The sequence below is a fragment of the Stenoxybacter acetivorans DSM 19021 genome (assembly GCF_000745895.1).
Classification (GTDB): domain Bacteria; phylum Pseudomonadota; class Gammaproteobacteria; order Burkholderiales; family Neisseriaceae; genus Stenoxybacter; species Stenoxybacter acetivorans.
Window position 1 is genome coordinate 57,065 of record NZ_KN050773.1, and the last position, 22,364, is coordinate 79,428.

At 44.9% G+C, this 22,364-nt stretch carries 12 protein-coding genes; all 12 read left to right on the forward strand.

The window, feature by feature from the left end; genetic code table 11:
• The first annotated feature begins 124 nt into the window (after positions 1-124).
• The 12 genes from Q384_RS12190 (at position 125) to hrpA (ending at position 22,303) form a co-directional block, all read left to right on the forward strand.
• Complete coding sequence (locus tag Q384_RS12190; RefSeq protein WP_037588629.1) at positions 125-1,366, forward strand: multifunctional CCA addition/repair protein; 1,242 nt, start codon at positions 125-127, stop codon at positions 1,364-1,366.
• Positions 1,363-3,942 (forward strand): [protein-PII] uridylyltransferase, encoded by a 2,580-nt coding sequence (gene glnD, locus Q384_RS12195; protein WP_037588631.1) that lies wholly within the window; start codon positions 1,363-1,365, stop codon positions 3,940-3,942. Before Q384_RS12190 ends, glnD begins: the two co-directional genes overlap by 4 nt.
• A gap of 22 nt (positions 3,943-3,964) precedes the next feature.
• Positions 3,965-4,849, forward strand: coding sequence for a ribosome small subunit-dependent GTPase A (rsgA, locus tag Q384_RS12200; protein ID WP_037588632.1), 885 nt, complete (start codon positions 3,965-3,967; stop codon positions 4,847-4,849).
• Between the two features lie 172 nt (positions 4,850-5,021).
• Positions 5,022-7,871 carry a valine--tRNA ligase gene (locus Q384_RS12205; RefSeq protein ID WP_037588635.1) on the forward strand — a complete coding sequence of 950 codons (2,850 nt, stop codon included), beginning with the start codon at positions 5,022-5,024 and terminating at the stop codon, positions 7,869-7,871.
• Positions 7,872-8,231: 360 nt separating this feature from the next.
• Positions 8,232-9,293 carry a metallophosphoesterase gene (locus tag Q384_RS12210; protein WP_037588636.1) on the forward strand — a complete coding sequence of 354 codons (1,062 nt, stop codon included), beginning with the start codon at positions 8,232-8,234 and terminating at the stop codon, positions 9,291-9,293.
• Between the two features lie 4 nt (positions 9,294-9,297).
• Positions 9,298-10,047, forward strand: coding sequence for an SDR family oxidoreductase (locus Q384_RS12215; protein ID WP_037588638.1), 750 nt, complete (start codon positions 9,298-9,300; stop codon positions 10,045-10,047).
• Positions 10,048-10,177: 130 nt separating this feature from the next.
• Positions 10,178-13,918, forward strand: a complete 3,741-nt coding sequence (locus Q384_RS12220) for an nSTAND3 domain-containing NTPase (RefSeq protein ID WP_037588640.1) — start codon at positions 10,178-10,180, stop codon at positions 13,916-13,918.
• A gap of 82 nt (positions 13,919-14,000) precedes the next feature.
• Positions 14,001-14,645: a LysE/ArgO family amino acid transporter gene (locus Q384_RS12225; RefSeq protein ID WP_037588642.1), complete on the forward strand. Its 645-nt coding sequence runs from the start codon at positions 14,001-14,003 to the stop codon at positions 14,643-14,645.
• A 100-nt stretch (positions 14,646-14,745) separates the two neighbouring features.
• Entirely contained in the window at positions 14,746-16,011 is a 1,266-nt protein-coding gene (gene gabT, locus Q384_RS12230) for a 4-aminobutyrate--2-oxoglutarate transaminase (protein ID WP_037588644.1), read from the forward strand.
• A gap of 53 nt (positions 16,012-16,064) precedes the next feature.
• Positions 16,065-16,622 (forward strand): ClbS/DfsB family four-helix bundle protein, encoded by a 558-nt coding sequence (locus Q384_RS12235; protein WP_037588646.1) that lies wholly within the window; start codon positions 16,065-16,067, stop codon positions 16,620-16,622.
• A gap of 9 nt (positions 16,623-16,631) precedes the next feature.
• Positions 16,632-18,083, forward strand: coding sequence for an NADP-dependent succinate-semialdehyde dehydrogenase (gene gabD / locus Q384_RS12240; RefSeq protein ID WP_037588648.1), 1,452 nt, complete (start codon positions 16,632-16,634; stop codon positions 18,081-18,083).
• A 152-nt stretch (positions 18,084-18,235) separates the two neighbouring features.
• Positions 18,236-22,303 (forward strand): ATP-dependent RNA helicase HrpA, encoded by a 4,068-nt coding sequence (gene hrpA / locus Q384_RS12245; RefSeq protein WP_051941031.1) that lies wholly within the window; start codon positions 18,236-18,238, stop codon positions 22,301-22,303.
• Positions 22,304-22,364: the final 61 nt, after the last annotated feature.

Sequence of the window (22,364 nt, forward strand, 5' to 3'; positions counted from 1 at the left end):
AAACATTGATTGACTTTTGACATTCTCAATATAGAATTAGAAATTCAAGTGCAACAATGCGGTAACACATTATTTTTTCAGGCAGCCTGATGTCTGAAAATCATGATTGGATTTATCAATACGTATGCAAATTTATCTGGTGGGCGGCGCAGTACGCGATGAACTTTTGGGCTTGCCTCAAACGGATTGCGACTGGGTGGTGGTGGGTGCAAATGCCGAGATGATGGTGTCGCGCGGATTCATACCCGTCGGCAAAGATTTTCCTGTATTTCTACACCCGCAAACCCATGAAGAATATGCGCTGGCAAGAACCGAGCGCAAAACCGCTGCCGGTTACGCCGGTTTCCAATTCTATGCAGACAGCAGCGTTACTTTAGAACAAGATTTACTGCGCCGTGATTTCACCATCAACGCCATGGCGAAAGACGAAAACGGCACACTCATCGACCCTTACGGCGGACAGGCAGATTTACAAGCAGGGATATTGCGCCACGTCAGCCCTGCTTTTGCCGAAGACCCCGTGCGTATTTTGCGGGCGGCGCGTTTTGCCGCACGTTATGATTTTGAAATTGCCGCCGATACCATGCAATTGATGCGCAATATGGTTGCCGACGGTGAAGCCGATGCTTTGGTTGCCGAGCGGGTGTGGCAGGAATTTGCCAAAGGTTTAATGGAAAAACAAGCCGCGCGCATGATAACGGTATTGCACGATTGCGGCGCATTGGCGGTGCTGCTGCCTGAAGTAAATGCACTGTTCGGCGTGCCTCAGCCGGCGAATCACCACCCTGAAATTGATTGCGGCATTCACACTTTAATGACATTGCAAACCGCCGCCGATTTAAATTTAAGTCTGCCTGAACGCTACGCCGCCCTGCTGCACGACGTGGGCAAAGCATTAACACCGCCGCATATTTTGCCTCATCATCACGGGCATGATTTGGCGGGAGAAAAATCGGTAATCAATATAAACCACCGCTGGCGTGTACCCAAACAATGCGCCGAATGCGCACAACTGGCGTGTGTGTGGCATATCCGCATTCATTCGGTTGCACACCTGAAACCGAAAACCATCTTGAACATATTGAAAAAAACCGATGCTTTCCGCCGTCCGCAGCGATTTATTCATGTTTTGAACGTGTGTCTGGCAGACGTACGCGGACGCAAAAATAAAGAAAATACACCCTATCCGCAGCGGCAGCATTGGTTAAACCTGCTTCAGGTAGCCTCAAACATAGACACCCGCGCCATTGCCGCTGCCCAAGACCCGAAAAACATTGCCGCTGCCATTGAGCAAGCGCGGTTGGCACAAATTAAACCGATACAATTGGCTTATCAACACAGTATCAAAACGGAAAACCCTGTATGAGCGCGCCTTTGCCCTGCAAAACCTGCCAAGCCGTGGCACAAGAATTAACACAAAAAAAACAGCAAATTATCCAAAATTACTTGAATAAGCGGCGAATCTCGGTGTTTTTTCAGCAATCCATTAAAGCCTTGGAATATGCTTTGGCGGTATTGTGGCAAGAATGGTTTCATCATGATGAAATGTGTTTACTCGCCACCGGCGGCTTCGGGCGCGGTGAAATTTATCCTTATTCTGATTTAGATTTGGCAATTGTTACCGCCAACGCACCTGATGCCGACTTGCAAGAGCGCATTGCCACCTTTGTTCAAGCCTTATGGGACATGAATCTGATGCCCGCCGCCAAAATCGGCACAGTTGCCGAATTGTGTATCAGTGCGCATGAAGATTTAACCGGCGATACCGCGTTTTTGGAAAGCCGTTTTATTTGCGGTAAACACCAATTGGCAGATCGGCTCATCAGCTGTCTCAATCAACAGCGCGATGTTGCCGTCTTTATTGAAGGTAAATTACTGGAACAGCAGCAGCGCTACAATAAAGCACAGGGTTCAGCCAGCCAGCTGGAAGCCAATGTCAAAACCGCACCGGGCGGCTTGCGCGATATTCATACCATGATGTGGCTGGCACAAGTGCAAGGCATACGCCCGAATTTTCATTATTTGGTGCAACAACATATTCTTACTCGCAATGAAGCGGCATTGCTGATTCACAGCCACCGCCAGCTGGCAAAAATCCGCATTGATTTGCACTTGGTTGCGGGGCGCGCCGAAGAACGGCTGATTTTCGACTTGCAAAGCCAAGTGGCACAAAACATGGGATTTCAAGACGACAATAAATACCGCAAAAGCGAAAAACTGATGCACGTGTTTTATCGTGCTACCAAATCCGTTAAGCAGCTGAACGACATTATTCTGCCGATGCTGCGCGGACGCGTTTATTCCGTATTGCCGCGCATCACCTCACGTATTGATGAAAATTATTATCAAGTCAATGGCTTATTGGCAGTTGATGACAAAAAACTGTTCCAAAAAAAACCTTCTCATATTTTTCAGGCAGCCGCATTATTGCAGCAGCACCCTGAAGTCAGCGGTATGGCACCGCAAACCCTGCGCGGCTGGTGGGGCGCGGCGCAAACCGTGGGTGCGGATTTTTACCAAAACATCGACAACCGCCGCTTATTTATCGGCTTTTTCAAACACGGCAGCGGCTTAACCCATTTGCTGCGCTTCTTAAATTTATACGGCGTATTGGGGCGGTATCTGCCCGCTTGGCAAAAAATTGTCGGACTGTTGCAGCACGATTTATTTCATATTTATCCCGTTGATGACCACATCTTAATGGTGGTGCGCAATATGCGCCGTTTGGCAATGGACGAACACAGCCACGAATTGCCGTTTGCCTCCGGTTTGATGTATTCCTTTGAAGAAAAACACCTGTTGTATCTGGCGGCTTTTTTTCACGACATCGCCAAAGGGCGCGGCGGTGATCATGCCGTTGAAGGCGTTGCCGATGCCCGACGTTTTGCCGAAGATCATTTTTTAAATACCGAAGAAACCGATTTATTGACATGGCTGGTGGAAGATCACCTGTTGATGTCGGCAACCGCACAAAAAGAAGACATTCAAGACGCTGCCGTGATTGCCAAATTCTGCAACCGCGTCAAAACCCGCCGTCGGCTCACCGCCCTGTATTTACTCACCGTTGCCGATATTCGCGGCACCAACCCAAAAATCTGGAACAGCTGGAAAGCCGGATTGCTGGAAAACCTGTTTCAAGCAGCCTTAAAAGTATTGTCAGGCGAGCAGCACGACCAAACCGTTGTCGTCAGCAACCGCCAGCAACGCGCCTTAAACGAATTAAGCCGCCTGAATATTCAAGAGCAGCAACAGCGTCAATTGTGGAAAATTTTAGGCAAAGCCTATTTTGTGCGCCACGAAATGCAAGAAATTCTCTGGCATTTACCCTTTTTGATTAATCACGAGCACGAAGCACAAGCCCACATCCGTTTATTGCCCGGCAACGATGCCATGCAAGTCATGGTGTATCTGCCCAACCGTGAAAAACTGTTTGCCTGCTTGTGTACCATTTTCAGCCGCCACGATTTAAACATTCTCGCCGCCCGCGCCCACATTACCGAACACGATTTCATCTTGGATACTTTTATTATCGGGCTGCCTGAAGGCTGCCAGCCACATGATCTCCAACGCCTACAGCGCCGCGTACAAGAATCGTTAAACCAATTTATCAGCACACCCAACCAAACCGCTCTGTGCAACCCAATCCAAAAATCCATCGGACGGCGCAGCCGCCATTTGCCGATTGCCCCGCAAGTGGAAATTACACCCGAAGAAGACAAAACCGGCTGGTACATCTTAGAAATCATCACATTTAACCGACGCTATTTATTGGCAAATATTGCCGAAATTTTGGCGGAAATGAACATCAGCCTGAAATACGCCAAAATCGCCACCTTAGACGAACGTGTGGAAGACAGTTTTCTGATTTACGCACCGCAGCTGGAAAACCCCGCTCACCAGCTGGCATTAAAACAAGCATTGCTCAGCAAAATGAGCCAATAATCCCAATCGAACAGGTTCACCCTTGAATAAATCCAACCAAGCCCAAATCATCGCCAATTATGGCCGCCGTTTTATTGTACGCACTGCCGACAATACGGTTTACGAAGCCACTGCACGCAAAAAACGTGTGGATTTTGCCTGCGGCGATTGGGTACACATCGGACGCATCAATCAAGAACAAGTGGTTATCGAAGATTATTTACCGCGAAAAAACCTGCTCTATCGGCAAGACCAAACCCGCAGCAAATTAATTGCCGCCAACGTCAGCCAAGTATTGATTGTTCTCGCTGCCAGCCCCACGCCCAGCGAAACATTATTGCAGCGGGCATTATTGGCAGCCGAAGCGGCACACATACAGCCGATTATCGCCCTCAACAAAGCCGATTTGCCGCAAACCGAAAAATGGCAGCAAAAACTCGCGTTTTACCAACAGTTTTACCCCGTATTAGCACTCAGTGCCCTAGACAATATTGATGTTTTACTGCCGATATTAGATCGGCAATGCACCATTCTGCTCGGTCAATCCGGCATGGGTAAATCCACACTCATCAACGCCTTATTGGGAACAGATACTGCTCGCGTCGGCATCATTTCCGATGCACTTGATTCAGGCAAGCACACCACCACCCACGCTCAATTGTATGACTTGGACAACAGTAGCCAACTGATTGATTCCCCGGGTTTGCAAGCCTTTGGTTTGCATCACCTGAATGCAGTTGATTTACTCAGCTATTTCCCTGACATGCGTCATTTAATCGGAAAATGCCGTTTTCACAACTGCACCCACCAAAAAGAACCCGATTGTGCAGTCAAAACCGCTACCGAAAACGGCTTGATTTCACCGATTCGTCTGACGTTTTTGCAAAGCATCACCCAAGAATTAAACGGAAAAGAAAATAAATGGTGATGCCTTTCCTATTCAGGCTGCCTGAAAAACATCAAAGCATCTTAAATAACATTTAAATCAAATAGATAATTTGGATTTAACATCGCATATCCATCGCTTTCAGGCAGCCTGAACGGTTCTGGGCTATAATTTCTGATTACACATTTAACTTTGCTTAATACAACCATTCACCATGCAAAACAATCAATATTCTCCCGCCGACATTGAAACCCGCCTTTACAATATTTGGGAAAAAAACGGCTCTTTCCAACCCAATATGGATTTGTCTGAAAAAGCATTTTCCATTCAATTACCGCCGCCGAATGTAACCGGCACATTGCACATGGGGCATGCGTTTAACCAAACGATTATGGACGGATTGACACGTTATCACCGCATGAAAAGCGAAAATGTATGCTGGATTCCGGGTTCGGATCACGCAGGTATTGCCACACAAATTGTGGTGGAACGGCAGCTGGGTGAACAAGGCATCAGCCGCCATGATTTGGGACGAGCGGCATTTCTGGAAAAAATATGGGCGTGGAAAGCCGTTTCCGGCAGCACAATTACCGAACAAATGCGCCGCGTTGGCTGTTCGGTGGATTGGAGCCGCGAATACTTCACCATGGACGACACCCGCGCCGCAGCGGTTACCGAAGTATTTGTGCGCCTGTTTGAACAAGGCTTGATTTACCGCGGCAAACGCTTGGTAAACTGGGACCCTGTTCTCGGCACGGCGGTATCGGATTTGGAAGTAGAGAGCATCGAAGAACAAGGCAGCATGTGGCACATTCGCTATCCCTTGGCAGACAATCCCAAAGAAGCCTTAATCGTGGCAACCACACGCCCCGAAACCATGCTGGGCGACGTAGCCGTAGCGGTACACCCCGATGACGAACGCTATGCCCATCTAATCGGCAAACAACTCATACTGCCGCTCACGGGGCGCACCATTCCCGTGATTGCCGATGAATACGTTGATAAAGCATTTGGCACAGGCTGCGTGAAAATCACACCGGCGCACGATTTTAATGACTACGAAGTCGGCAAACGCCACCAAACCGAATTAATTAATGTATTTGATTTAACAGCAAAAGTATTGAGAAATGCCGAAGTCTTTAACTTCAGCGGACAGCAAACCGACAGCATCAGGCTGCCTGAAGCCTATGCAGGCTTAGACCGTTTTGCTGCCCGCAAACAATTGGTTGCAGACTTGGAAGCAGGCGGCTTTCTGGCAGAAGTGAAAGCACATACGCTGATGACACCCAAGGGCGACCGCACCGGCAGCGTGATTGAACCCATGCTCACCAGCCAATGGTTTGTTGCCATGACGGCTGCACCACAACAAAATTGCCCGCACCCCGAACCGCAATCCGAATTCACGGGCATGAGCTTGGCACAAAAAGCCAAACACGCCATTGACAGCGGACAAGTGCGCTTTATTCCTGAAAACTGGGTCAATACCTACAATCAATGGATGAACAACATTCAAGATTGGTGTATTTCTCGGCAATTGTGGTGGGGACACCAAATTCCGGCATGGTATGACGATAACGGCAACATCTATGTGGCACGAACAGAGGCCGAAGCACAGCGGCAAGCCGGTGAAAATATCCATTTGCGCCGCGATGAAGACGTATTGGACACATGGTTTTCTTCCGCGCTCGTGCCGTTTTCCACTTTGGGCTGGCCAGCCGACACCGCCGAATTACGCGCCTTTTTGCCATCAAATGTATTGGTAACCGGCTACGAAATCATCTTTTTCTGGGTAGCGCGCATGATAATGATGACCACCCACTTCACCGGAAAAATACCGTTTCACGATGTGTATATCCACGGCATGGTGCGCGATCATGAAGGCAAAAAAATGTCTAAGTCGGAAGGCAACGTGATTGACCCCGTGGACTTAATCGACGGCATTGATTTAGACAAGCTGTTAATTAAACGCACCACCGGTTTACGCCGCCCTGAAAAGGCCCCGCAAGTCAAAAAAGCCACCGAAAAACTGTTTCCCGAAGGCATTCCTGTTTTCGGCGCAGATGCACTGCGCTTCACCATGGCAAGCTATGCCAGCCTTGGACGCAACATCAATTTTGATTTCAAACGTGCCGAAGGCTACCGAAATTTCTGCAACAAATTGTGGAATGCCGCCCGTTTTGTACTGATGAATATTGAAGGCAAAGACTGCGGACAAGACGAAAATCTGCCCTTAGCATTCAGCTTTGTTGATGAATGGCTGATTTCACGCTTACAGCAAACAGAATCTGCCGTAACCCAAGCATTGGATACTTATCGCTTCGACATGGCGGCACAAACCCTGTATGAATTTGTGTGGAACGAATACTGCGATTGGTATTTGGAATTGGCAAAAGTGCAGTTACAAAACCCCGATGAAGCCGCACAACGCGCCACCCGCCGAACACTGGTGCGTGTTTTGGAAGTGGTGCTTCGTTTGCTGCACCCGATTATGCCCTTTATTACCGAAGAACTGTGGCAGCACATCGCCCCGCTTGCCAACGCCAAACACAGCGACAGCATTATGCTGGCAACGTGGCCGCAAGCCAATCCCGCCAAAATTGTTCAACCGTCTTTGGATAAAATGGCAAGTTTGCAAGACTTAATCGGCGCAGTGCGCAATTTGCGCGGAGAAATGGGCTTAGGCATGGGCGTAAAAGCCCCGCTGTGGATTGAGGGCGATGCCGCTTTTGATGACTTTTTACCTTATCTGCCACTGATGGCTCGCTTAAGCCAAGCCCACCGCACCGACAGGCTGCCTGAAAACAACGATGCACCCGTTGCCGTGTGTCAAGGCGCACGCTTAATGCTGCAAGTGGAAGTGGATAAAGCGGCAGAAACAGCGCGCTTAACAAAAGAAGCCGAAAAACTGCAAAAAGCCGTTGATAAAATCCAAACCAAGCTCGGCAAACCCGGCTACACCGACAAAGCACCTGCCCATTTGGTTGAAAAAGACCGCGCCGAATTGGCTGATTTACAAGAAAAATTGGAGAAAGTAGCGGCACAGTTGCAAAAATACGCAGTGTAATTCGTCATTTTTAAAGTGAAAAATCGGCGGCAAGCATCGTGCTGATGTTTTCAGGCAACCTGAAAAGTGAAAACACATTGATTGATTGCCTGTCTGCCGCCGCCATTTATTGTTTGCTGATGCGTTGCTTTTGCCGCGAATTGCCGCATTGAATCACGCAACATCATATAATTTGCAGTATTGGTACATTTTTCAGGCAGCCTGAAAAATAAATTGAATAATTGATTATCTCTTAAATAACATAGATTTACATTAGCAACATACTTTTATCCACAATACAGTATTCCATTTTAACCTTTAACCTTGTGATGCAAACCGACTTTATATTCAACTGATTCTCAACACCAAGGATAAACGCCTATGCCGTCACTATTGCAAAATCTGCCTGAAAACCAAGCACTGGATATTGTGGGCGATGTGCATGGCGAGTGGACGGCTTTGGAAAATTTACTGCATCACTTGGGCTACAATGAACAAGGCAAACATCCGCAAGGGCGAAAATTGGTATTTGTCGGCGATTTATGCGATCGCGGTCCCGACAGCCCCGCAGTACTGCATTGGGTATTGAATGCGGTTGCCGCAGAACGGGCGTTTGCCATATTGGGCAATCATGAAATCAATTTACTGATTAACGATGCCAAAGACGGCTCAGGCTGGTTTTTCCCTGATCGCCCCCAAGACGAACAACGTTACGCACCTTGGCAGCACTATCCCGCAGAAAAACGCGCCGCATTGGTTGATGCCCTATCGGCATGGCCGCTGGTATTACAGCGAAGCGATTTGTGTGTGGTACATGCCGCTTGGCTGCCTGAAAGTTTGGCAAAAATCGCCGCTGCCGATTTACCGTTAATACCGCAATACCGCCGCTGGGAACAACAATTTCACGCCGCGTTTCACATCGGCGAATGGTTTGCAGACTACCAAACAGAGCAAACCGTTTTTCAGGTAGCCTTAGAAGACCCTGATTATGCCATGCCGTTTTTACCCGGGCAGGCACACTACGACTTGGCGCACAGCTTTGCCAACCCCATTCGCACCATTACCCGCGGCGCAGAAACCTTATCTGCACAACCGTTTTACATGAACGGCCGCTGGCGTTTCACCGTGCGCCAACCGTGGTGGCATGATTACAGCGGCGGTACACCCATCATCATCGGACATTATTGGCGGCAATGGCAGCCAAGCATTGAACCGCATCATCGCAAAAAACTCATCACCGAAGAACCGCATCATTGGCTGGGAAAACACCACAATGTATTTTGTGTTGATTTTTCTGTCGGCGCACGCTGGCGTGAGCGGCAAAAAAACATTGCACCCGCCCAAACACAATATCATCTGGCGGCACTGCGTTTACCCGAGCGGGTATTGATATTGGACAACGGACACATTGAAAAAACCAGTCAGCACTCATTGAAAGGATAGCAACATGACCATTTTCATCACCGGCGCATCAGCCGGATTTGGTGCGGCAATGTGCCGCCGTTTTATACACGCAGGATACCGCGTTATCGGCGCGGCACGGCGAGCCGATAAATTAGCCGATTTACAAAATGAATTGGGTAATTCCTTCCTGCCCTTGGTAATGGACGCAACGGATAAAAACAGCGTGGATACTGCCTTGTCAAATTTACACGGCGAATGGGCGGAAATTGATTTATTGGTAAACAACGCCGGTTTGGCATTGGGCTTGGCACCGTCTCAGGAAGCTGATTTTGCCGACTGGGAAACCATGATACACACCAATATTTTGGGATTGGTGTACATTACCCGCCAAATTCTGCCGCGTATGGTGGCGCGCAACGCGGGCTATATTATTAACATCGGCTCTATTGCCGGCACATGGCCCTATCGCGGCGGCAATGTTTACGGCGCAAGCAAAGCCTTTGTGCGCCAATTCAGTTTAAACTTGCGCACCGATTTGGCAGGCACAAAAATCCGCGTCAGCAATATTGAGCCGGGCTTATGCGGCGATACCGAGTTTTCACAAATCCGTTTTAAAGGCAATACCGAACAAGCCGCAGCGGTTTATCAAAATGTGGATTATCTGCGCCCCGAAGACATTGCCGACACCGCCTTATGGCTCTACCAAACCCCGCCGCACATGAATGTAAACACCATTGAGATTATGCCGGTGGCACAAAGTTATGCGGGTATGAATGTTTGCCGAAATGAATAAGTAAACAAACAGGAAAATCTACGCTTTCTGCCGTGATTTTGGGTAAATACGAAGCTACTGAAGCAGGGTGGCTTTGAATTTGGTTTCTGAAAAGTAAAAATGGGTTTGAGGTGAAAATAAGAGGTGTAAAATGAGTAAATTACAATCCATAGAAAATGCTCTTAAAGCAATTAATGAAACAGTTTTTCAGGAATTATGTGATGGCTTTTTAATTTTTAAAAACGAAAATTATAGTGCTCTTAGAAGAGCAGGTAGTCAAAGTGGGAAACAAAAAACCACAAAAGGCACACCTGATACTTTTTTGTTATTACCCAATGGTAAATATATTCTTGTTGAGTATTCTACTAATATTTCTAAAGGAATAAAGAAATTAGAAGAAGATTTAAAAAAATGTATTGATGAGCAAAAAACAGGAATTTCTTGCGATAAAATCGAAGAAGTAGTTTTTTGCATCAATTTTAATTTAAACTCAAAAGAAATAGAAGAACTACAAAATTTACTCCCCAAAACAAATATCAAATTAACAATTTATTCACTTGACTCATTGGCATTGGAACTGCACTTTAATTATAGAAATTTAGCACACGATTATTTAAAATTACCTTTAGATACAGGTCAAATCGTTTCTATTGATACCTTTATTAAGGAATACAATAAAGCAGCAAATAGTATTGCTACTCCTTTAGACAATACTTTCTTATACAGAGAAAATGAGCTGCAAGAAATTAAAACAAAAATCAATCAAAATAATTTCGTAATTATTACAGGCGCACCTGGGGTTGGTAAAACAAAACTTGCTCTTGAAGCAATCAATCGGTATTTGGCAGAAAATTTAGATTATACAGCTTATTGCGTTTCATATAAAAATTGTGAATTATTAGATGATTTGTATCAATATTTTAATGATAAAAAAAACTATATCCTATTTATTGATGATGCAAATCGGATTGATGCTTTCAATCAAATAACAGGATTTTACAAAGGAATCAGAACAGGAAATTTAAAAATTTTGATTACTGTTCGAGACTATGCTTATCAGGATATATATAGATGTTGTCAGAATTTTTTGACGGAAGAGATTTATTTATCAAAATTTACTGATGAGCAAATTATAGGTATTATCAAAGCAGAGCCATTTAATATTTTAAATTCTCAATATCATCAAGAAATTGTTCGCATTGCTGATGGAAACCCACGATTGGCTATAATGGCGTCATTGCTCGCAATAGAAAAGCAAAATATTTATGCTTTGTTCGATGCATCTGATTTATTTGAAAAATATTTTGCTACTTTCGTAGATGACAAAGGAGAATTTTCCGATAAACTCAGTATTCAATGTCTGGGTATAATTTCTTTTTTCTATGCTATTCCATATAAAAATAAAGAAATTATAACACCAATTCTTGATGATTTTGGAATTGATTATTATTTATTCTTTGATAAAATAGAAAAATTGGATAGATTAGAAATAGTTGAAATCCAATTTGAATATGTAAAAATTCCTGAGCAAAATTTATCCACATTTTTCTTTTATAAAGCATTTATAAAAGAAAATTTACTCTCTTTTGAAACACTCTTAAGTAAGTATTTTGATAATAACAAAAATAAAAGCCGTTTCAAAGATTGTGTTATTCCTGCAAATAATACCTTCGGGTATGACAATGTAATGAAAAAACTCCAGCCCATTCTTCAACGATTTTGGAATACAATAAAAAATGATGAGGAAAAAGCATTTAATTATTTAGATGTTTTTTGGTTTTATCTGCAAGATGAAACACTGGATTTTGTATATAATATTATAAATTGTTTGCCTATTTCTACGAAAACTAACTATGAAGTAAAATATGAAGAAAATAAATTTACTCACACGCAGAATAAAATAATCGAGTTGCTTGGTAAATTTTTTATTTTCCGAAACAATAAATTAAAAGATACAATTGAATTATCTTTTGAATATGTTAGAAAACTGCCTGAGCATTTACCTGAACTAATTCATAAAATCAGAAAAACTTTAATTTTTGATAAAGAAGACAAACAGTCTAATTTCACCAGACAAAATACTCTTTTTAAAATATTAATTGAAGGATTGAAAAATAATGACAATTTATATTCTGTGGTATTTTACGAATTATCAAAAACATTTCTTGATTTTCAATTTCAACAATTCCAATACATAAAAAGAGGAAAAAATCGTATTCTTTCTCAGCATCAATATACTATTACTAATAATAAATATATTCATCAATTTAGAAAAAATATTTGGGAGAATGTAAAAAATAATTATTTAAATTATCCAAATCAAACATTAGAATTATTGCAAAAATACGCACAGGTAAATTATAAATCAGAAAAGGACATAATTAATTATGATATTCCATTTGTAATATCAATAATAGAAACATATTTAAATACCAATTCTTTTGAGCATTGCAGATATGTTCAAAACCAAATAAGACAGTATAAAAAACAAAAAATTACACACAATTCATTTGATATTTTAGCAAAAAAATTTACCAATCCATTATATGAAATGTTTTTGAAATTAGATTGGGACTATTGTAAAAATAAAGAAAGCCATAACTTTAAAAACCACCAAGAATTTAACAAACTAAAAGAAACAGAAATAAGAAATTCTTTTGTATTCAGTACAAATAATGAAATAAAATTATTTATTAGTAATTTTATTTATTTAAAAAAATCAAAAACCAATGAATTGGGTTATAATAATTCTCTTGACTTAATAATTGATGAAAACTGCATAATAAATTTTGAATTAGGCTGTCAATTACTTTTAGAGATAGTCATAAATAATAATAAAATAGGATATATTCCATATTTAATTTTTAAAAATCATCTAAAAACAAAAGAGAGAGCAGAATATATTTGGAATATATTATCAAATAACAATTTTAATAATAAAATAGAATGGCTGCTAATATTTTTTGATAATATAGATAATTGTCTAATTAATGAAAAATATACTGGGGTATTTTTGGATACTATTAAAAATACAAATACATCTATTCATATAAATTTAAAATCATTATATAAACATATTAATATTTTTCAGGAAACTTTGAAAATTATTATTTCAAAAAATGAAAGTGAAGATAATTTTATTTACCTAGATTGGTTTTATTATGAAGATGATTTTAATTATTTTGAAAACAACTTGGATTTATTAAAAAAAACCTATCTACAACAAAATATAAAACAGGATCGTTTATTATTTGATTATGATAAAAATATATTAATCAGCATTCTCCAAAAAAAACCTGACTTCCTACTTGATTATGTAAATTCACTTTACTTAATAAAAGGGAATGAATATTACCTTCAAGAAGAAAATAACTTATATATTATCTGGCAAATACAAAATATTGAGCCTATTTTAAAAAATGTATTTGAATTGGTTATTAAGAAAAATATTTATTCAGATATTGGAGAACATTTTTGTAACTCATTCTTCCTTAACCTACAGGAAGATTTCAGAGAAAGAGCAAGTAATTTTTTATTGGAATATTGCCGCAATAATTACTCTTATTCTGAAAAAATGAATGTTATTGTGGATATAGCATGCCATTCAATGGAAGGAATTTTCAACGAAATATTATTATTGTTTGTTTCATTAACACAAGATATTGAATTGTTTAAAAAAATCTCATGGGTAGATACCGGTGGTGTGTATTCGAATGATGATATTATTGGAGACATTGAAGCTGAAAAATGGAGTAATATCCTTTCTATCGTAGAGCAATCGCCAATAGGGATAAAGTTAATGCCCATTAAACGTTACTTAGAAAACCAAATAAACGATGCTTTAAAATGTGCCAACTGGGAACGAAAGCAAAGATTTATAGCAAATAACTAAATCTCCCTATGTTATCCCTGCGGGCAAATATCGAGCAAATGAAAATGGCTTTATATAAACTTTTAGAAATTAAGGAAAAATAATGGAAACTTTTTATATCGTCAAAGGTGCATTGCTTTCCGGCAGCATGATTATGGCAATCGGAGCGCAGAATATTTTTATCATTAAAAACGGCATCGGTAAAAATCATATTTTTCTAATTTGTTCTATTTGTTTTATCTGTAATATTTTACTGATGAGCTTGGGAATTTTTGTCTTAGGCAGCATTTTTCAAGGGAATAAAATCCTTACTGTACTATTGGCATTAACAGGCGGCTGTTTTTTGTTGTTTTATGCTTTTTCTTCACTAAAAAGCGCATTTCTACACAAGCACGGCAGTTTAAGTATTGATGCGACACATACTCAAAAGGGAAATATGATGAAAATCACCATGCAAACGTTGTCTGTAACTTTGCTTAATCCACAGGTATCACAGGTATATTTAGATACTGTGGTAATTGTCGGCGGCGTGGGCGCAACATTAACTTTAATGCAGAAATATGCTTTTTTGATTGGCTCTCTGCTGGCTTCTTTCCTGTGGTTTTTCGGATTGGGTATTTTTGCAAAATATGCTTCTCGTTTTTTCAGTAAACCAAAATCCTTGTTAATAATGGATTTAGTTATTGGTTTCATTTTACTCGGCATTTCCGCCGGATTGTTTCAATTTGCGTATCGTCAATTGGCTTGAATTACGCCTTTTGATAACTTCGTGAATATGCGTCATTTTTCTGTCTTTAAATCAAACGGTCATATTCATCATGACCACACAACCAACTAAGGAGAACACTATGATCAACACCACTGAACACCGTCTTTCCGCCGTGCCACAAGGCGTTGGTGTGGGCAGCCCTTTTTATGCCGAACGCGCCAAAAATGCCGAAATCTGGACAACCGACGGCAAACGTTATATTGATTTTGCCGGCGGCATCGGCGTATTAAACACAGGGCATCTGCACCCGAAAGTTCAGGCAGCTGTTGCCGAGCAACTGCAAAAATTCTCACACACCTGTTACCACGTTGTCCCCTACGCACTTTATGCCGATACCGCCGCCCGCATTAACGCGCTCACACCGATAGACGGCGATAAACGCACTATGTTTGTTAATTCCGGCGCGGAAGCCGTGGAAAATGCCATCAAAATTGCTCGTGCCTACACCAAACGGCGCGGCGTGATTGCCTTTAACGGCGCGTTTCACGGACGAACCCATTTCACTTTGGGTTTAACAGGTAAAATCGCCCCCTACAAACTGAATTTCGGTCCTTTCTCCGGCGACATCGTTCACGCACCCTACCCCAATGAACTGCACGGTTTACGTTCAGAAGAAGCATTGGCAGGCTTGGATAAAATCTTCAAATGCCATATGGCAGCAACCGATGTTGCCGCCATTATTATTGAAGTGGTGCAAGGTGAAGGCGGCTTTAACATTACGCCGTTTCCGTTTTTAAAAGAACTGCGCCGCATTGCCGATGAAAACGGCATCGTGCTGATTTTCGACGAAGTACAAACCGGTTTCGCCCGCACCGGCAAATTATTCGCCACCGAACACACAGGCGTATCCCCCGACATCATCACCATGGCAAAATCCATGGCAGGCGGCTTTACTTTATCGGGTGTCTGCGGCAAAGCCGACATCATGAACGCCCCCACACCGGGCGGTTTGGGCGGCACATACGGCGGTAACCCCTTGGGACTCGCCGCTGCCAATGCCGTGATGGACGTAATTGAAGAAGAAAAACTGTGTGAGCGTTCCGTGGCATTGGGCAATAAACTGAAAGCACGTTTTGAAGCCTTAAAAACCGATATTCCCGCCATTCGCGATGTGCGCGGTTTGGGTTCGATGGCGGCAATTGAGCTCATGAAACCCAACAGCAACACCCCAGATGCCGACTTAACGAAAAAAATTCAGGCACTCGCTTTGGAAAAAGGCTTAATTATTCTTACCTGCGGCACTTACTACAATGTTATCCGCTTCCTCTACCCGCTCACCATTGAAGACGCCGTTTTTGATGAAGCACTGGACATTTTGGAAGCCGCATTGAAAGAAGCACAGTAAGACACCCAACAGGCTGCCTGAAATATTTCAGGCAGCCTTTACGGAGAAAACCAATGCCGAGGCCGACAACAAAATCCGAACTCATCTTAGCCGCGAACATTGGCTTTGATAAGTTATTCGCGCTGATTGACACCATGCCGCAGAGTAATCAAACTGCACCATTCTGTTTTGATGCCAAAACAACGGGCAAGGAAGCGCATTGGCAGCGCGATAAAAACATACGCGATGTACTGATTCATCTTCACGAATGGCACAAACTTTTGCTGAATTGGGTAAACGCAAATCAACACAGCATGAACCAACCGTTTTTGCCCGAACCCTATAATTGGAAAAACTACGGAGAGATGAACATTGCCTTTTGGGCAAAACATCAGTCCACACCCTATGCACAGGCTCGTGAAATGTTAAAAGACAGTCATCAAGCGGTTTTGGCGTTAATTGGGGATTTTTCTGACAAGGAACTGTTCGAGAAAAAACATTTCTCGTGGACGGGCACAACCAGCCTCGGCAGTTACTGTATTTCAGCAACGTCGTCTCACTACGATTGGGCAATCAAGAAAATCAAAATGCAGATTAAAGCATTAGATGCCCCATTCAATTTTGCTAAATAAGGAATCATTATGTTGCAACTGAAAGACACCAATTTACTCAAACAGCAATGTTATATCAACGGCACATGGCAAGCTGCCGATAAAGACGAATGGATTGAGGTCAGCAATCCCGCCACCGAAGCCCTTATCGGCAAAGTACCGAATATGGGCGCGGCAGAAACCGAACGCGCTGTCGCCGCCGCAAAAGCCGCTTTGGCAGGCTGGCAAGCGAAAAGTGCCAAAGAGCGCAGCATACTTTTGCGCCGTTGGTTTGATTTAATGATGGCGCATCAAAACGATTTAGCCGTCATACTCACCGCCGAACAGGGTAAACCGCTTGCTGAAGCCAAAGGTGAAATTGCCTACGGTGCATCCTACATCGAATGGTATGCCGAAGAAGGAAAACGCATCTATGGCGACACCATTCCCGCCCCCGCCGCCGACAAACGCATTATGGTGTTAAAGCAGCCCATTGGCGTGTGTGCGGCGATTACACCGTGGAACTTCCCCAATGCCATGATTACCCGCAAAGCCGCGCCTGCCTTGGCAGCAGGCTGTACTTTTATTGTCCGCCCTGCTTCACAAACGCCGCTGTCTGCTTTGGCAATTGCCGAATTGGCACACCGTGCCGGCATTCCGGCAGGGGTGTTTAACGTGATTACCGGCGGCTCGTCTGCCATCGGCAAAGTCTTAACCGAAGACGACCGCGTGAAAAAATTCAGCTTCACAGGTTCAACCGAAGTTGGACGAAAACTCATTGCTCAATGTGCCGATACGGTTAAAAAAGTATCCATGGAATTGGGCGGTAACGCACCGTTTATCGTATTTAACGATGCAGATATTGATGCAGCGGTTGAGGGCGCAATGATTTCCAAATACCGCAATGCAGGGCAAACCTGTGTGTGCGCCAACCGCTTGTATGTACAAAGCGGCGTCTATGATGCCTTTGTGGAAAAACTCACCGCTGCCGTGAGCAAACTCAAAATCGGCAACGGCATGGATGCGGGCGTTACCATTGGTCCGCTGATTGATGAAAATGCCGTTACCAAGGTAAAAGAGCATATTGCCGATGCCGTGACACACGGTGCGAAAATCGTCAGCGGCGGCAGCAGCGACGCGCACGGCAAATTGTTTTTTCAACCAACCATTCTGAAAGATGTGCCGCAAACCGCCAAAGTTGCCAAAGAAGAAACCTTTGGTCCTTTAGCCCCTGTGTTTCGTTTTGACAGCGAAGAAGAAGCCATTCACTGCGCCAACGACACCGAATTCGGCTTGGCGGCATATTTCTACAGCCGCGATATTGGCCGTGTAATCCGCGTATCCGAAAGTTTGGAATACGGCATGGTGGCGGTGAATACAGGCTTGCTTTCCAATGAAGCCGCACCGTTTGGCGGAGTGAAGCAATCGGGCTTGGGACGTGAAGGTTCAAAATACGGCATTGAAGATTACGTGGAAATTAAATATGTATTGGTCAGTATTTAATGCTTGATTGAATCACAGCGGTATTTTGCACAAACCGCATGGCAAATACCTTTCAGGCAGCCTGAATACTTTAATGTATTTAATCCCTCAGGCTGCCTGAAAATTTCACGTTATAATGTTCGCTTTATTGCTCGGCTTTTAATTCAACCCCCATGCCCACGTCGTCCGTTCACCCGTCTGTACCCAACCTCGCTCAAATCCTCAGCAAAGACCGATATTTTCTGCAACGCGCTTTAAAAAATCCTGCTCGTTTCGGCGGTGTGGAAAAAGTGCAGCAGCGTTATCAAAAATCACATCAACATTTTTTGCAGCGGCTGAAAAACGCACCAACACCGCATTACGACGGCAGTTTACCGGTGCATGACAAACGCGAAGAGATTAAAGCAGCGATTGCGGCACATCAATTGGTCATTGTGTGCGGAGAAACCGGTTCGGGCAAAACCACGCAGCTGCCGAAAATTTGTTTGGAACTGGGGCGCGGCGTGGCAGGCTTGATTGGGCATACCCAACCACGGCGGCTGGCGGCACGATCAGTAGCGGAACGCATTGCCGAAGAATTGAACAGCCCGATTGGGCAGGCTGTGGGGTATAAAATACGGTTTAACGACAAAACCGCACCCGACAGTTACATTAAACTGATGACCGACGGTATTTTGCTGGCAGAAACGCAAACCGATCGCCATTTATCGGCGTATGACACGATTATTATCGATGAAGCGCATGAACGCAGTTTAAATATTGATTTTCTGCTGGGCTATTTGAAACAGCTGCTGCCGCGCCGTCCTGATTTAAAGGTAATTATTACCTCAGCAACCATTGATGCAACGCGTTTCAGTGAACATTTTGCCCAAAACGGCAAACCTGCGCCTGTGATAGAAGTATCGGGGCGTACTTATCCCGTAGAAATTCGTTATCGCCCGCTGGCCTCACGTGATGAGGACGAAGCTGAAATCGAGATGACCGATGCAATCGTCGATGCCTGCGATGAGCTGGCACGCGAGGGGCGCGGTGATGTGCTGGTGTTTTTGCCCGGGGAGCGCGAAATCCGCGAAGCCGCCGATGCTTTACGTGCATCACCCTTGCGGCGAGCCGACGAAATTCTGCCGTTGTTTGCGCGCTTGTCTGCCGATGAACAACACAAAATTTTTCACCCAAGCGGTGCAGCACGGCGCATTGTGTTGGCAACCAATGTTGCCGAAACTTCGCTCACAGTACCGGGCATTCGCTATGTGGTGGACACCGGTTTGGCACGGGTAAAACGTTATTCGGCACGTGCCAAAGTGGAACAATTGCATGTAGAAAATATTTCGCAGGCTGCCGCGCAGCAACGGGCGGGACGTTGCGGACGAGTGGCGGCGGGTGTATGTATCCGCCTGTATGCCGAAGACGATTTCCAGCAGCGCAGCGCATTTACCGACCCCGAAATCGTGCGCAGCAACTTGGCTGCGGTGATTTTACGCATGGCAAGCCTGCATTTGGGAGAAGTGGAAGCGTTTCCGTTTTTGCAATCGCCCGACCAACGCTACATTAACGACGGTTTTCAAGTATTGTTGGAATTGGGTGCGGTTAATGCCAAAAATGAACTCACTGATTTGGGTGCAGATATGGCGCGTTTGCCGATTGACCCAAAAATCAGCCGCATGCTGCTGGCGGCAAAACAACATGATTGCGTGGCGGAAATGCTGGTGATTGTGTCGGCATTGTCCATTCAAGACCCGCGCGAACGCCCGCTGGAAATCCGAGAAGCCGCCAATAAGGCACACGAACGCTTTACCGATAAGCAATCCGATTTCTTGGCATATCTGAATATTTGGGATTCGTTTCAGCGTGAACGCGACAAAGGTTTATCCGGTCGTCAGTTGGTGCAATGGTGTCATCAATATTTTTTGTCTCATTTACGTATGCGCGAATGGCGGGAACTGCACCACCAATTGGCACAAATAGCCGTAGAAATGGGTTTGGTATCCAAAGACGCCGCTTACAGGCTGCCTGAAAAACCGATGCAATTGCAATTAAGCACGGCGAGCGACCAAGATCTGGCGGCACAGCACAAACAAAAACAGCTGGACAAAAAACAACACCGCCAAACCATACGCGCTGTCAAAGAAGCCGGTTACGAACAAATCCACCGCGCTTTACTCACCGGCTTAATTGCCAACGTCGGCATCAAATCACCGGAAGGGCATGATTACATTGGTGTACGCGGCAATCGTTTTCATCTATTTCCCGCCTCTGCGCTCTTCAAATCCAAACCCAAATGGGTAATGGCGGCGGAACTCACCGAAACCACCCGCCTCTACGCCCGTGATGTCGCACACCTTGAACCGGAATGGATTGAAGACGAAGCCCCGCATCTATTGCGTTACCATTATTTTGAACCGCATTGGTCGCCCAAACGCGGCGAAGTGGTGGCGGCGGAGCGGGTAACGTTGTACGGCTTAACCGTGATTCCGCGCCGCAGCGTTGCCTATGCGCGTGTGGACGCGCAAACCGCGCGAGAATTGTTTATTCGCGGTGCATTGGCAGCACAAGAAGCCGACATTCAAGCTGCTTTCTTTAAACACAATGCGCGCTTGATTCGCGACATTGCCGAGCTGGAACATAAATCGCGCCGCCAAGATGTATTGGTGGACGAAGATGCCTTGTTTTCTTTTTACAACAAACGTTTACCGTCTTTATTCGAGCGCGGCGGCAGCCCCGTACCGCTGGCTGATTTGCGTACCTTCGACGCATGGCGCAAACAAGCCGAACACGACAACCCGAAACTGCTGTTTTTAAGCCGAGACGACTTAATGCAGCACGATGCCGAACACATCACTGAAAACCAATTTCCGCCTTATTGGCAGCACAGCGACGGCAGACTCAAACTCACTTACCGTTTTGAACCGCACCACCCGCTTGACGGCGTAACCATCAGCGTTCCCCTGCCCACACTCAACCGCCTCAACGCCGCCGCACTGGAATGGCTGGTACCGGGCATGATCCGCGAAAAATTACAACTGCTGATCAAAGCACTGCCCAAACAAATACGCCGCATTTGCGTGCCCGTTCCCGAATTCATCACCGCTTTTCTTGACAGCAACCTTGATACCGATGCACCCATTTTGCCGCAGCTGGCACACGCCATTGCCAAAAATGTAGGCGACATGCGTTTACTTGATCAAATCGACATCGATACATGGGCAGCACACGAACTGCCTGAACACTGCCTTTTCAATATCCGCGTTATTGATGACGGCGGGCAAGAGCTGGCAATGGGACGCAATCTGCCTGCTTTACAGCAAGAATTGGGGCAAGCCGCCGCCGTTACCTTTCGCGACAACAGCCATGAGTTTGAGCGGGATAACCTAAGCAACTGGGACATCGGCAAGCTGCCTGAAAGCATCAAATTCGCTCGCGGCAAGCAGCAGCTCATTGGTTATTTGGGTTTACAGCACGAAAAAAACGGCAATATCGCCCTGCGCCTGTTTGACACACCCGAAACCGCCGATGCTGCCCACCGCCAAGGCTGTATTGCCTTAATGGCGCGGCAAATGAAAGAACAAGTCAAAGACCTCAACAAAGGTCTGCCGGATTTTACTCAAGCCGCCATGCTGCTGAAACATTTGGGTGCGGAAGCCCTGCGCGAAGACATTGCCGCAGCTGTACTTGACCGCGCCTTACTCGGCGACGATCCGCCCCCGCGCGATGAAAAAGCCTTCAAAGAACAAATCAAACGCGCTCGCAGCCGTTTGCCCGCCGTTAAAGAAGCCTTAAACCGCTATTTACTTGATACCGCCCAAGCCTATGTTGCCCTCAATGCCCAACTGGGCAAACACCCTTTAACGGCATTGTTGCGCACGGAATTGCATCAAATCATCTACCCCGGATTTGCTCAAGCCACCCCGTGGCAGCAATGGTCGCGCCTGCCTGTCTATCTGCAAGCCAAACAGCGGCGCATGGACAAATACGGCAGCAATCCTGCTCGCGACACCGCCCGCGAAGCCGACACACAAAGTTTGTACCAGCTGTGGCAAACAAAAATCGAGCAGCTTCGCCGCCAAAACCAAACCATACCCGTTGAATTAACCCAATTTCGCTGGCAAATTGAAGAATTGCGCGTTTCGCTGTTTGCGCAAGAATTGAAAACGCCCTATCCCGTATCGGTAAAACGGCTGCAAAAAACATGGGCATGTTTGGAAAAGAGTTTCCAGTGTGTGCCGATAAGCAATAGCATGTAAAAAGCTAAGCCGCATCAATCACTCAACGGAGCGGCACCACATGAGGTTTCAGAGCGTTTTG

Coding starts and splice junctions, on each gene's coding strand:
- gabD (WP_037588648.1), top strand. CDS start 16,632: ATGTTGCAACTGAAAGACACCAATTTACTCAAACAGCAATGTTATATC.
- gabT (WP_037588644.1), top strand. CDS start 14,746: ATGATCAACACCACTGAACACCGTCTTTCCGCCGTGCCACAAGGCGTT.
- Q384_RS12215 (WP_037588638.1), top strand. CDS start 9,298: ATGACCATTTTCATCACCGGCGCATCAGCCGGATTTGGTGCGGCAATG.
- Q384_RS12220 (WP_037588640.1), top strand. CDS start 10,178: ATGAGTAAATTACAATCCATAGAAAATGCTCTTAAAGCAATTAATGAA.
- hrpA (WP_051941031.1), top strand. CDS start 18,236: ATGCCCACGTCGTCCGTTCACCCGTCTGTACCCAACCTCGCTCAAATC.
- glnD (WP_037588631.1), top strand. CDS start 1,363: ATGAGCGCGCCTTTGCCCTGCAAAACCTGCCAAGCCGTGGCACAAGAA.
- Q384_RS12235 (WP_037588646.1), top strand. CDS start 16,065: ATGCCGAGGCCGACAACAAAATCCGAACTCATCTTAGCCGCGAACATT.
- Q384_RS12190 (WP_037588629.1), top strand. CDS start 125: ATGCAAATTTATCTGGTGGGCGGCGCAGTACGCGATGAACTTTTGGGC.
- Q384_RS12225 (WP_037588642.1), top strand. CDS start 14,001: ATGGAAACTTTTTATATCGTCAAAGGTGCATTGCTTTCCGGCAGCATG.
- Q384_RS12205 (WP_037588635.1), top strand. CDS start 5,022: ATGCAAAACAATCAATATTCTCCCGCCGACATTGAAACCCGCCTTTAC.
- Q384_RS12210 (WP_037588636.1), top strand. CDS start 8,232: ATGCCGTCACTATTGCAAAATCTGCCTGAAAACCAAGCACTGGATATT.